Origin of the sequence: Mesorhizobium sp. M1342, from assembly GCF_040317955.1 — a bacterium.
Lineage (GTDB): Bacteria > Pseudomonadota > Alphaproteobacteria > Rhizobiales > Rhizobiaceae > Mesorhizobium.
In genome coordinates, this window is the sequence record NZ_JAMYLI010000003.1 from 280,015 (window position 1) to 291,806 (window position 11,792).

The window sequence follows — 11,792 nt, forward strand, 5'->3', positions numbered from 1 at the left end:
TTAGCGTTCTTTCCCAGGGATGGCAGCGCTGCCATCGGGGCAAACGCAGACATGAACACGATCGGCTGGCCGAATTTCAGGAGCCTGAATCAGGAAGGCATTGTCTTTGCCATCGCGGTGGTGCTGTTCGTTGCAGCGGCCATCGGCCTGCCGGGCTTCATCGACCCCAACAACCTTGTCGCCATTGTCCGCTCGGTGTCGGTGCTCGGCATTCTGGCCCTTGGCATGGCTGTCGTCATCATCGGCCGCGGCATCGACCTCTCCGCCGTCGCGATCATGGCGATGTCTGTCGCCTGGTATCTGCAACTTCTGAATTCGGGGACGCCGGACGGGCTGGCCTTCGCCTATGTGCTGGCCGGTGTGCTGGCCATCGGCCTGCTCAATGGCTTTCTCGTCGCCTATGCCGACGTGCCGGCGATCTTCGTGACGCTGGCGACAGGCTCCTTCGTCTTCGGCTATGTGCGCTCGCAACTGATCACGCAGGATGCCGTGCCGGTGCCGCAGGGCCATTGGGTCGAGCTGCTCGGCGGCCTGCGCTTCCTCGATGTTCCCATCGAGGTGTTCGTCTTCGCCGGCCTGGCATTCCTGTTCTTCCTGTTCCTGCGCTACACCAAATGGGGACGCTACATCTATTTCGCCGGCGACAATCCGGTCGCCGCCCGCAACATCGGCATTCCGGTGCGGCCGATGCTGGTGCTGCGCTATGTGCTCTCCGCCCTGGTCGCACTGGTCGCCGGCCTGCTGACGGCGGCGAGCCTGCATTCGATCAACACCCGGGTCGTCAACTCAACGCTGCTCTACGATATCGTGCTGGTGGCGGTGATCGGCGGCATCGGCCTGTCCGGCGGGCGCGGCGGGGTGCGCAACGTGCTGGTCGGTGCGGCACTGATCGGCATCCTGCTCAACGCCATGACCATCATCGACATTCCGCTGCTCTACCAGAACCTGATCAAGGCAGCGATCCTGCTCGGCGCCATCATCGTCGACGGCATCATCAATCCACGTGACGAGCAGACCGCCCAGCAGGGTGACATTTAGTACCTGAACTGCAGCGGACGGTTGGGGCCGGCCGCTGATAACAAAACCAAACCAGAGGATGTGACATGAAACTGATCAGAACACTCATGGCAGCTGCCACGGCGCTTGCCGTCACCGCATTCGTGGCGCCCACCTTCGCCGCCGACGATCCCGGCCCGGCGGCTTACGCACAGGCGCTCAAAGGCAAGCGCGTCATGCTGGTGCCGCTGGCGATGGGCTTCGACCTGGCGCAGGGCTGGGCGCATTATCTGAAGACCGAAGTCGAGGCGTGGGGCGGCGTGTTCGAGACGCGCGATCCGAACTGGGTCGTCGACGCCGGCGCGCAGGCGATCACCGACGCCATCTCGTCGGACACCAGGCCGGATGTGCTGATCATCCATGCGCCGGACCTCAACTCCTATTCCAAGCTGATGAAGAAGGCGCAGGCCGCCGGCACCTACGTCATCCTGGTCGACAATCCCGCCAACTTCCCGGCCGACGCCTTTATCGGCAGTGACTGGGACCGGCTTGGCCAGCTCGAGGCCGAAGCGGCGATCAAGGGCTGCGGCCCGAACTCCTCGAAGAAGATCGGCCTTGTGCAGGGTGACCAGGCCAACTCCTCCAGCCTTTACCAGTATGCCGGCATCATGAAGGTGCTGGAAAAGAACCCCGACTTCAAGGTGGTGGCCAAGCCCGACTCCAACTGGGACGCGACGACCTCGCGCAACGTGACGACGACGATGCTGCAGCAGAACCCGGACATCTGCGCCATCATCGATTTCTGGGATGGTGACGCCACCGGCGCGGCCGCCGCGATCCGCGACGCCAAGCTCGACGGCAAGGTGTTCCTGGTCACCACGGGCGGTGGCGAGAAGGCGGCCGATTGCGACAAGCTGCAGGACGGCACCTATGGCGCCGTGGTGATGACCGATCTTGCTCGCCAGTCGGGCGACATGAACGCGATCATCAAGTTCCTGCTGCAGAGCGGCCAGCCGGCCGGCACCTCGCACACCTACATCTACACGCTGGAAAAGGCGACGACCAAGGCCGACCTGAAGCCCGACAGCTGCTGGGACCTGAAGGCGCTGCAGGCGCAAGCGGCTGCGAAATAAGCCGATCCTTGCCAACACCGATCAACGAGGTGGCCGGATTGCCCGGCCACCTCTTTCTCATGGAATAGCAGCTGCCGATGTCCTTTCGCGAACGCCTCCAGTCCTGGCGGTACAATCTCGTGCCCGACCATGTCGTCGGCGAGATACTGACCAAACGCTGGACCGACAACGCCATTCCGTTCCTGGCGCTGGTGGCGACGCTGGCAACCTTCGGCTCGATCATTCCGGGCTTCTTCAAGCTGACAGCGCTGCAGGAATCGACCCGCCAGCTCGGCGAGTTCTCGATGGTCGTCACCGGCATGACGGTGGTGATGCTGGGTGGCGGCATCGACCTGTCGGTCGGCTCGATCTTCGCGCTGTCCTGCTTTTCCGCCGTCTATGTCTTCTTCATCCTCGAACAGTCGATCTGGCTGGCGCTGGCTGCGTCGCTGGCCACCGGTCTCATCTTTGGCGCCATCAACGGCTATCTCGTCGGTTATCTCAGGTTGCGCGCCTTTCTGACCACGCTGGTCACCTTCATCTTCGGGCGGGCGCTGTTTGATATCCTGGTCACCACCTATGCCGCCGACGTGCAGCTTTCGACCGCGACATCGGATGTGCTCGATTTCATCGGCGACAGCACGTTCTGGGGGCTGTCCGTCTCGGTGTGGCTGGCGATCATCCTGGCCATCGTCACCCATATCGCGCTGACCCGTTCACGGCCGGGCTGGCATGTGCTGGCGGTCGGCGGTTCCAGGCGCTCGGCGCACAATGCCGGCATCCGCGTGCGCCGCACGGTGTTCATGACCTACGTTTTTTCAGGCTTCTGCGCCTCGATCGGCGGTTTTTTGATCGCCTGCCGGTTGAGCGGGGCAGGGCCGGGCACCGGCCTCAACCTCGAGATCATGGCGCTGACGGCGGCGGTGGTCGGCGGCGTCAGCCTCGGCGGCGGGCGCGGCTCGGTGATCAAGGGCCTAATGGGCGCCATCATCGTGCTGACCATGACCAACGGCCTGATCCGGCTGGGCTACGGCACCGGCACCAACCAGATGGTGCTGGGCATCATGCTGGCGGTGGCGGTGACCATTGACATTCGCTGGCTGAAGAACCGCCACAAGGTGCTCAACGAGGTCTATGTCGCGCCTGTCTATCTCAGAATGGGCGAAACGCAGTCGGCCGCACCCGGCTCGGGCACGCCCTACCAGCTTGATAACAGGCTGTCGGCAGCCGACCATATCGGGCTTGGCGAACTGGAAGGGCCGGAAGACGTCATCCTCGACCGCGACGACAATCTCTATTGCGGCACGCGTCATGGCGAGATCGTCCGCTTTTTCGCGCCGGATTATGTCAAATCGGAGGTGTTTGCCCATATCGGCGGCTTTCCGCTCGGCCTCGCCTTCGACAAATCGGGCAATCTGATCAGCTGCGTCGGCGCCATGGGGCTCTACTCAGTCTCGCCGGATCGGGAGGTCAAACGCCTGTCGGCCGAAACGTCGCGCTCGTGGACCTCGATCGTCGACGATGCGCGGCTGCGTGACCCCAACGACTGCGACATCGCACCCGATGGCCGCATCTATTTCACCGACTCGACCAAGCGCTACGACGCCCATGACTGGGCGCTGGATTCGATCGAGAACCGCGCCACTGGCAGGCTGCTGGTCTACGATCCGAAGGATGGTTCGACGAAGACGTTGCTCGACGGCTACCGCTACACCAATGGTGTGTGCATGGCGCATGACGGCAAGTCGCTGTTCTTCGCCGAAAGCTGGGCCTGCCGCGTGCACCGCTACTGGCTGGAAGGGCCGAAGGCCGGCACCGCCGAATGCGTCATCCGCGACATGCCGGGCTATCCCGACAACATCAACCGCGCCTCCGACGGCAATTACTGGATGGCGTGGCTGGGCATGCGCACGCCGAGCTTCGATCTGTCGCTGCGCCATCCCGACATGCGCAAGCGCATGACGCGGCGGCTGCCGCAGGACGAATGGCTGTTCCCCAACATCAACACCGGCGGCGTGGTGAAATTCAACGAGAAGGGCGGTATCGTCGAGGCGATGGGCGACCTCACCGGCGGCGCGCACCCGATGGTCACCTCGATGCGCGAGCACAAGGGATATCTGTTCGTCGGCGGCATCCTCAACAACCGCATCGGCCGCTACAAGATTTCAGGCGCAGACCCGAACTGGACCAGCCCCGCTTCCTATTGGGGAACAAAGCCATGATCCTCGATCCTGTGCTGGACCTGTTTCGCGGCAAGGCGGTGACCATCCCGCCGCTCGATGGCGCTTTCCGACCCAACACATTGCTGGATGACGCGCCGGCTTTTACTGAGCTGACCGAGCCGGACAATCTGCTGGTTGCCGATGGCAGGCTGCTGGCCTCCAGCGGCAACGCAATCTATTCGATTGCTGCCGGAACCGAGCCCAGGGTTGTCGAAACCTTTCCGTCTCCGGTCACGGCGCTGGCGCTGGCGCTGTCGCCATCGGGCGAACTGACGGTGGGGCTGGAAAGCGGCAAGCTGCTGATATCAGGCAAGGAGGTTTCGCTGCCGGCCGAGATCCGCTGCATAACCGCGCTTGCCTACGCGGATGACGGCACGCTGTGGCTGGCCAACGGCTCGGTCGAGCATGCTCCATCGCAATGGGCCGCCGATCTGATGAACAAGGGGGCTTCCGGTTCGCTCTGGAAGCGAGACGCAGCAGGCGGTGATTTCCGCAAGGTCGCCGGTGACATTGCCTTTCCCTATGGGCTCTATCCCGTCGGCACGGATGTGCTGGTCAGCGAAAGCTGGCGCCACCAGCTCGTCCGCTTCGATGGCGCGACTGGTAACCGCTCGACGGTGCTGACGCATCTGCCGGGCTATCCGGCACGGCTGTCGTCCTCCGCCGGTGGCGGCGCCTGGCTGACCTTGTTTGCGCCGCGCAACCGGCTGATCGAATTCGTGCTGCAGGAAACGCATTACCGGCAGGATATGCTGAGCCAGGTGCCGCCGGCCTACTGGATCGCGCCGGCGCTGGCCTCCAGCCGCAGCTTCCTCGAACCGCTGCAATGCGGCGGCATCCGCACCATGGGCATCCACAAGCCATGGTCGCCGAGCCGCTCCTACGGGCTGGTGGTCAGGCTCGACCAGAAGATGCAGCCGCAATTCAGCCTGCACAGCCGCGCCAACGGCACGCGCCACGGCATTTGCAGCGTTGCGGAAAAGGACGGCCTTCTGTTCGTCGCCTCCAAAGGCGGCGACTGCATCCTTTCCGTCGCCACGGGAGGTTTCTGATGGAGCCGATCGTTCGTCTGGAGAATGTCACCAAGAACTATCGCGGCGTGCCCGCTGTGAAGAATGTCAGCTTTGAGCTGCGCAAGGGCGAGATCCACGCGCTGCTTGGCGAGAACGGCGCGGGAAAATCGACGCTGACCAAGATCATCGCCGGGGTGGTCGACGCCACTTCAGGCAAGATGTTCCACAAGGGGCAAGAGATCGCCTACGCCTCGCCGCACGCAGCGCTTGAAGCCGGCATCGCGATGGTGTTCCAGGAGACGAGCCTGGTGCCATCGATGACGGTGGCGCAGAACCTTTATCTCGGCACCGAAAAGTTCCTCAACCGGCTGCGCGGTACCTACATTTCGGCGCAGCAATTCCTGCAATCGCTGAACTTTCCCGTCGACCCGAACGCGATGGTGGCGACGCTGGGTGCTGCCAAGCGGCAGATGGTCGAGATCGCGCGCGCGGTGCACCACAATGCCGAGATCATCATCTTCGACGAGCCGACGGCGACGCTGACGCCGGAGGAGAAGCGGCACTTCTTCGCACTGATCCGCCGGCTGAAGGCGAGCGGCGTGTCGATCGTCTTCATCAGCCACGCGCTGGAAGAGGCGCTCGATATTGCCGACCGCATCACCATCCTGCGCGACGGCGAGCTGGTCATCACCGACGATACATCCGCCTTCGATCGCGACCGGATCGTCGCGGCCATGGTCGGGCGCACGCTGTCGGGGCAGATATACCGCCAGCGCGACGAAGCGAAGCTGCGCAAGGCGGGCAAGAAGGTGCTGTCGGTGCAGGACATCTCGATGAGCAATGTCGTGCGCAACACGTCCTTCTCGATCTTCGAGGGCCAGATCACCGGCGTGTTCGGGCTGATCGGCTCCGGCCGCACCGAAACCTTCAAGATCGTCTCCGGCATCTACAAACGCGATTTTCTGCGCGGCGGAGCGATTGAACTCGATGATAGGCCGGTGCGCTATCTCGTGCCGAGCGAGGCGGTGGCCGATGGCATTGTCTACGTCACCGAAGACCGCAAGAGCGAGGGCATCTTCGAGACGATGGGCATTGCGGAGAACCTGTTCGGCGGACTGCTGGCGGCGGGCCGGGAAAAGGCCTGGGTGATCAATGCGCAGGAAATGCGCGCGCTCTCAGCCGAATGGACGAAGACGCTGAACATCAAGGCGATCAACGACAATGCGCGCGTCGTCGAACTGTCCGGCGGCAACCAGCAGAAGGTGGTCATCGGCAAGGGGCTGGTGCAGCAGCCGCGCATCGTCATCTTCGACGAGCCGACGCGCGGCGTCGATGTCGGCGCGATCGCCGAGATCCACCAGATCATCAACCGGCTGACCGACGAGGGCCTGGCCGTCGTCGTCATCTCGTCCTACCTGCCGGAGATCATGAATTTGTCGGACCGGATTTTGGTTTGCCGGCAAGGGCGTATCGTCGAGGAGTTTTCGCCGGCGGAGGCTACGGAGGAGAAGATCATGTATGCGGCCGTGCATTAGGTTTTTGGCTGGTGCCTACGTTGATAATTGGCCAGGACATCCATCCCTTCGTCATCCACGGGCGGAGCAAGGCGCGCAGCGACGCGGCGCAGACCCGAGGATCCATGCCGCGACTCGGAAGCGCCGCGACCGTGCAGAATTCTGCTCCGTTGCACTCCGCGGCTGACGTCACGGAATGGATCCTCGGGTCTCCGCGACGGCGCTTCGCGCCTGCTTCGCCCTAGGATGACGAAGTTTAGGTGCCTCGGCTAATCTTCAACGCTATTGCGCCAAAAACTGAGTCAAAGAAGCTGGTTAGCCGCCTTTGCTCGAAACTTGATTCAACGAACCAGTTCATCGATCGAAGCGAAAGGACCACCACCATGGCCACCACAAGACTCCTGACCGATGCCGAGGTCGAAAAGATCCCCGCCGTAAAAGCCGTGTTCGACGACATCCGTGCGACGCGCAAATCCGATTTCGTCAACAATTTCTGGCGCGGTCTGGCCAATGATCCTCCTGCGCTGAAGCGGATCTGGGAACAGTTGAAGGTGGTGATGGTGGCCGACAGCGCCATCGATCCGTTGACCAAGGAGATGATCTACATCGCGGTGTCGACTGCCAATGGCTGCTCGTACTGCGTCCATTCGCATACGGCGGCAGCGCGAGCCAAGGGCATGACCGATGCGCAGCATGGCGAGCTGGTGTCGATCATCGGATTGGCTGGGCAGACCAACCATCTGGTGACGGCGATGCAAATCCCGGTCGATCCGCAGTTCGAGGTTAAGTGAAGCGTCACACCGGCCGGTAAACCTTCTCCGCCGTGTTCCAGAAAATATCCGCCTCCGCCGCCGCACCATGCCTGGCCACCGCATCGCGGTGCGCCCTGATCAGCTCGGCGTGGCTGGTCCACAGCTTCTCGATCGGGAAGTTCGAGCCGAACATCAAATGGTCGGCGCCGAGGATGTCGATCGCGTTGTCGACGATATAGGCAATCAGCGCCGGGTCGTTGCGGTGGACGAAGGTGCCGAGGCCGGACAGCTTGGCGTAGAAATTGGGCGCCGCCGACAGCGTGCGCAGGCCTTCTTTCCAGGCTTCGGTGGTTTCCGGTTCCATGCCGGTCAGCATGCCGGCATGGGTGAGGATGAAATTCGTCTCCGGGTTTTCGCCAACCAGCGTCAGGCCGTCCTTCATCTGGGCGGGGAAGAGCTGCAGGTCGAAGGAGAGGCCATAGTCCTTGAGCCGCGCGACGTTGGCGCGCACTTTGGGGTCGATCACCTGGTCGGCGGAGGCGGCGAAGCGGAAGGCCGGGGTCTCGTGCCAATGCAGTTGCATGCGCACGCCGCGCAGCAGCTTGTATTTCATCAGCCGATCGATCTGGGGCCTGATATCGTCGACGGTCATGTCGGTGTAGCCGACGATGGCATGCGGCCAGCCGGTTTCGTCGGATGTCTTCTGCAGGAAGGCGACTTCCTTCTCGAAATCCTCCTTGGCCCAGTTGGTCTGGACATAGACGGCCTTTTCGACGCCTGAACCCCTCTGGTCTTCGAGGAATTCCTCGATCGGGTAGTCGCGCTGGAGCGGCTCGTAGGGACCGAAGATGCGCGGCACCATCGGCCCGACCAGCCAGGGCTGGTCCTTTTGGCGCCAGATGTGGAAATGCGCGTCGATGGCTTTCTGCATCACGAAACCCTCTTCCAGATTGTCGCCGCCGCTGAAGCAGGGCGGGCGAGCGACAGGATGAAATCGGTGAGGCTTTTCACCGACGAGCCGTCGACGAGGTCGTCCAGTACCGGCAGGATGGCACGAAGTGCAGCCGTTGCCGGCCGGAAGCGCGGGTCGCCGGCTAGCGGTGTGGCCAGCGACAGCCGGAAAGCGCGGGCGCTCAGCCGTCGCATAGCTGTCTCCAACTCGCCATGATCGCCGCGCTCCAGCGCGTCGGACAGGATGACGACCGTGGCACCGCGTGCAAACGACGAGAAGCGCGGCACCGATAGGAAGGCGAGCAGCGTCGGTCCCATGCGGGTGCCGCCGTCCCAATCGTCGACCTGGGCCGCGGCGCGCGGCAGCGCCTGGCCGCGGTCGCGGATGCGCAATGCCCCGGTGACGCGGGTCAGCCGCGTGCCGAAGGTGAAGATTTCGGCGCGGTCGGCACCTTGCACGGCCGCATGTGCCAGCTTGAGATAGTCCGCGGTGTGCAGCTTCATCGAGCCGGAAACGTCGATCAAGAGCAGCAGCTTGCGCGGCACGGTCTGGCGGCGGCGCAGCAGCGGCGAGGGGACGTCGCCATCGGCACTGACGATTTCCCTGAGCGACCGGCGCAGATCGAGCTTTCCGCGCGAGTGGGTGCGTACGGTGCGGAAGGAACGGCGGGCGGGCAGGGCGGATGCGAGCTTGCGGCGGAAAGCGGCAAGGCCGTCATCGTCACGCTGGAAGGCGCGGCTGCTCAACTGCTCCAGTGCCGAGGACAGCTCGCCGCCCTCTTGGGTTTGTTCGGCTTCGATCCGTTCGTCGTCGGCGCCGCCATCATCCTTGATGCGGGTTTCCTCGTCGGCGTCGCCTTCCACCACGGCGGATGTGTTGCCATAAAAGTGGCTCTGGAAATGCGCTTCGAATTCGTCGTGGCGGTCGGGCGGCGGCGCCAGCGTCGCGAGCGCCGCCTCGCGGATGTCTGCCATCGAGCGCGGCCCGAGCAATGTCACGGCCTGCATGAAGCTGGAGACCTGCTCGGGCGCTATGGCGAAGCCGTAGCGGCGCAGCAGCCGACCGAAGCTGAGCAAGGGCGCTGCCGCGCGGGGTAAGCTTGTTTCCCGCATCATTGCGTGGCGCCCCCCTCTGTCCTGCCGGACATCTCCCCCGCAAGGGGGGAGATCAGCAGCTTCGATGCTTCGCTCCGTTCTGCGACGCTGGAGATTGTCGAAAGCCGGAATGACAGCCAATCTCCCCCCTTGAGGGGGAGATGTCCGGCAGGACAGAAGGGGGTGCTGTCCCGCCAGCGTTGCGGAATGAACGGGGAGAACGTGCCGTTGAGGTCTCGGCTCACGCCAGCGCCTCCTCGACAATCCGGCCAAGCTCGGGCTCGATGTAGGAGAGATCCTCCTCGTCCTTGATCAGCACGCCGATGGCGCGGCGGAAGGCTTCCGGCCACGGGCTGCCGCCTTTTTCCAGGATGGTCGCGGCGTTGGCCCATTCGACCGCCTCGGCAATGCCGGGCGGCTTGGCGAGCGGGCGGGCGCGAATGGTCTGCACGGCCGCCGCCACCGCGCGTGCGGTGGCTTGCGCTACATCGCCGGCGCGCAGCATGATGATGGCGGCCTCGCGCTCGGCGTCGGGATAGCCGATCCAGTGGTATACGCAGCGGCGGCGCAGTGCTTCGGCCAGTTCCCGGGTGCGGTTCGAGGTCAGGATGACGATCGGCTGTGCCGTGGCGCGGATGGTGCCGCGCTCGGGAATGCTGATCTGGAAGTCGGAGAGGAATTCCAAAAGCAGCGCTTCGAATTCGTGGTCCGAGCGGTCGATCTCGTCGACCAGCAGCACGCGCTGCTCGGGCGCCTTCAGCACCTGCAGCAGCGGCCGGGCGATCAGGAAACGGTCGTCGTAGATGTCGATCTCATGCTCGCCGGCATGGCGGATGGCGAGCAGTTGGCGCTGGTAGTTCCATTCGTAGAGCGCATGCGCGGCATCGATGCCTTCATAGCATTGCAGCCGCACCAGATCACGGCCGAGCAGCGCGGCGATCGCCTTCGCCGCCTCCGTCTTGCCTACGCCCGGCGCGCCTTCGAGCAGCAGCGGCTTGCCCAGCCGGATTGCCAGGAAGATCGCGGTCGAAAGGCTCTCGTCGGCAAGGTAGCGCGAGGCGGCCAGGTGCTGCGCCACAACCTCCGGCGAGGTCGCGACAGTCTCGGCGCTTGTCCCTGTCATTCCAGCCCTCAATTCGCCGTTTGCGCCTTCAGCGCGCGCAGGATGCGCTCCGGCGTGATCGGCAGAGTGTCGATGCGCACGCCGACGGCGTCGAAGACGGCATTGGCGACGGCCGGGATCTGCGGGTTGGCGCACATTTCGCCCGGCCCCTTGGCGCCGTATGGTCCGTCCGCCGAAGGCCGCTCCAGAACGATGATCTCGGTCTCGGCGAGATCGCCGGGGCCGGGCATCAGATACTGGTTGAAGTCGGTGCCGCCATGGTCGCGGTTGGGATAATAGGGCTCGGTTGTCTCATAGAGCGCATGGCTGATGCCCATCCAGGAGCCGCCAACCAGCTGCTGTTCGACCATCTTTGGGTTCAGCGCGCGGCCGATCTCGAAGACGTTCTTCACCGTCAGCACGGTAACCTCGCCGGTCTCGTCGTCGACCTCGACCTCGGCCACCGTGCAGGCATGGGCATAACAGGTCGACGGCTTCATCGCGCCGGTTTCCTTCTCGGGATAGGAGCGCGGGATCAGGAACATGCCGCGGCCGGAGATCGAGCGGCCACGCTTGAAATGCGCCGACAGCGCGACATCGAAGATCGAGATCGACTTTTGCGGTGCGCCTTTGACCAGGATGTTGCCCTGTCCATCGGTCTCGAGGTCGGAGGCGTTGACCTCCAACTCCTCGGCGGCCACTTCCAGCATCACCTGGCGCGCTTCCCTTGCCGCCTGGATGACGGCGTTGCCGGCGCGGTGGGTGCCGCGCGAGGCGAATGTGCCCATGCAGTGCGGGCCGGTGTCGGTGTCGGCGGTGTCGACGACGACACGGTCGGTCGGCACGCCGATCGTCTCGGCGCAGATCTGCGCCATGATCTGCTTCATGCCCTGACCGAGATCGACGCTGGAAAGCGTCACCATGAAATTGCCGGTCGGCGTCGAATGCACCAGCGCCTGCGTCGGGTCGCCGCCGAGGTTCATGCCGGTGGGATAGTTGATCGCGGCAACGCCGCGTCCACGCCTGATCGCCATC

At 63.9% G+C, this 11,792-nt stretch carries 10 protein-coding genes; 6 read left to right on the forward strand and 4 right to left on the reverse strand.

Features of this window, described 5'->3' with window-relative positions:
* Nucleotides 1-51: 51 nt before the first annotated feature.
* From NKH06_RS04695 to NKH06_RS04720, 6 genes are all read left to right on the forward strand, one after another.
* Entirely contained in the window at nt 52-1,038 is a 987-nt protein-coding gene (locus tag NKH06_RS04695) for an ABC transporter permease (protein WP_128303419.1), read from the forward strand.
* A gap of 65 nt (nt 1,039-1,103) precedes the next feature.
* Nucleotides 1,104-2,129, forward strand: a complete 1,026-nt coding sequence (locus NKH06_RS04700) for a sugar ABC transporter substrate-binding protein (RefSeq protein ID WP_128303420.1) — start codon at nt 1,104-1,106, stop codon at nt 2,127-2,129.
* A 77-nt stretch (nt 2,130-2,206) separates the two neighbouring features.
* The gene (locus NKH06_RS04705) at nt 2,207-4,330 is read left to right on the forward strand and encodes an ABC transporter permease (RefSeq protein ID WP_352798904.1); all 2,124 of its coding nucleotides are present in this window, start codon (nt 2,207-2,209) and stop codon (nt 4,328-4,330) included.
* The gene (locus tag NKH06_RS04710; protein WP_352892371.1) at nt 4,327-5,382 is read left to right on the forward strand and encodes an SMP-30/gluconolactonase/LRE family protein; all 1,056 of its coding nucleotides are present in this window, start codon (nt 4,327-4,329) and stop codon (nt 5,380-5,382) included. Before NKH06_RS04705 ends, NKH06_RS04710 begins: the two co-directional genes overlap by 4 nt.
* Nucleotides 5,382-6,878, forward strand: a complete 1,497-nt coding sequence (locus NKH06_RS04715) for a sugar ABC transporter ATP-binding protein (RefSeq protein ID WP_352892373.1) — start codon at nt 5,382-5,384, stop codon at nt 6,876-6,878. The genes NKH06_RS04710 and NKH06_RS04715 overlap by 1 nt, the downstream gene beginning before the upstream one ends.
* Nucleotides 6,879-7,240: 362 nt before the next feature.
* On the forward strand, nt 7,241-7,648 hold the full coding sequence (locus NKH06_RS04720) for a carboxymuconolactone decarboxylase family protein (protein WP_352892375.1): 408 nt from the start codon (nt 7,241-7,243) through the stop codon (nt 7,646-7,648).
* 4 nt (nt 7,649-7,652) lie between these two features.
* Here NKH06_RS04720 and NKH06_RS04725 read toward each other — a convergent pair whose 3' ends face one another.
* From NKH06_RS04725 to NKH06_RS04740, 4 genes are all read right to left on the reverse strand, one after another.
* Entirely contained in the window at nt 7,653-8,540 is an 888-nt protein-coding gene (locus NKH06_RS04725; RefSeq protein WP_352892398.1) for an amidohydrolase family protein, read from the reverse strand.
* Nucleotides 8,540-9,676, reverse strand: coding sequence for a vWA domain-containing protein (locus NKH06_RS04730; RefSeq protein WP_352892377.1), 1,137 nt, complete (start codon nt 9,674-9,676; stop codon nt 8,540-8,542). Before NKH06_RS04730 ends, NKH06_RS04725 begins: the two co-directional genes overlap by 1 nt.
* 220 nt (nt 9,677-9,896) lie before the next feature.
* Nucleotides 9,897-10,778, reverse strand: a complete 882-nt coding sequence (locus NKH06_RS04735) for an AAA family ATPase (protein WP_352892380.1) — start codon at nt 10,776-10,778, stop codon at nt 9,897-9,899.
* Between the two features lie 8 nt (nt 10,779-10,786).
* Entirely contained in the window at nt 10,787-11,791 is a 1,005-nt protein-coding gene (locus tag NKH06_RS04740) for a xanthine dehydrogenase family protein molybdopterin-binding subunit (protein WP_127295450.1), read from the reverse strand.
* Nucleotide 11,792: the final 1 nt, after the last annotated feature.

Bases quoted from the DNA above. Each gene is read 5' to 3' on its own strand.
- NKH06_RS04695 (WP_128303419.1), top strand. From the start codon at position 52: ATGAACACGATCGGCTGGCCGAATTTCAGGAGCCTGAATCAGGAAGGC.
- NKH06_RS04700 (WP_128303420.1), top strand. From the start codon at position 1,104: ATGAAACTGATCAGAACACTCATGGCAGCTGCCACGGCGCTTGCCGTC.
- NKH06_RS04705 (WP_352798904.1), top strand. From the start codon at position 2,207: ATGTCCTTTCGCGAACGCCTCCAGTCCTGGCGGTACAATCTCGTGCCC.
- NKH06_RS04710 (WP_352892371.1), top strand. From the start codon at position 4,327: ATGATCCTCGATCCTGTGCTGGACCTGTTTCGCGGCAAGGCGGTGACC.
- NKH06_RS04715 (WP_352892373.1), top strand. From the start codon at position 5,382: ATGGAGCCGATCGTTCGTCTGGAGAATGTCACCAAGAACTATCGCGGC.
- NKH06_RS04720 (WP_352892375.1), top strand. From the start codon at position 7,241: ATGGCCACCACAAGACTCCTGACCGATGCCGAGGTCGAAAAGATCCCC.
- NKH06_RS04725 (WP_352892398.1), bottom strand. From the start codon at position 8,540: ATGCAGAAAGCCATCGACGCGCATTTCCACATCTGGCGCCAAAAGGAC.
- NKH06_RS04730 (WP_352892377.1), bottom strand. From the start codon at position 9,676: ATGATGCGGGAAACAAGCTTACCCCGCGCGGCAGCGCCCTTGCTCAGC.
- NKH06_RS04735 (WP_352892380.1), bottom strand. From the start codon at position 10,778: ATGACAGGGACAAGCGCCGAGACTGTCGCGACCTCGCCGGAGGTTGTG.
- NKH06_RS04740 (WP_127295450.1), bottom strand. From the start codon at position 11,791: ATGGCGATCAGGCGTGGACGCGGCGTTGCCGCGATCAACTATCCCACC.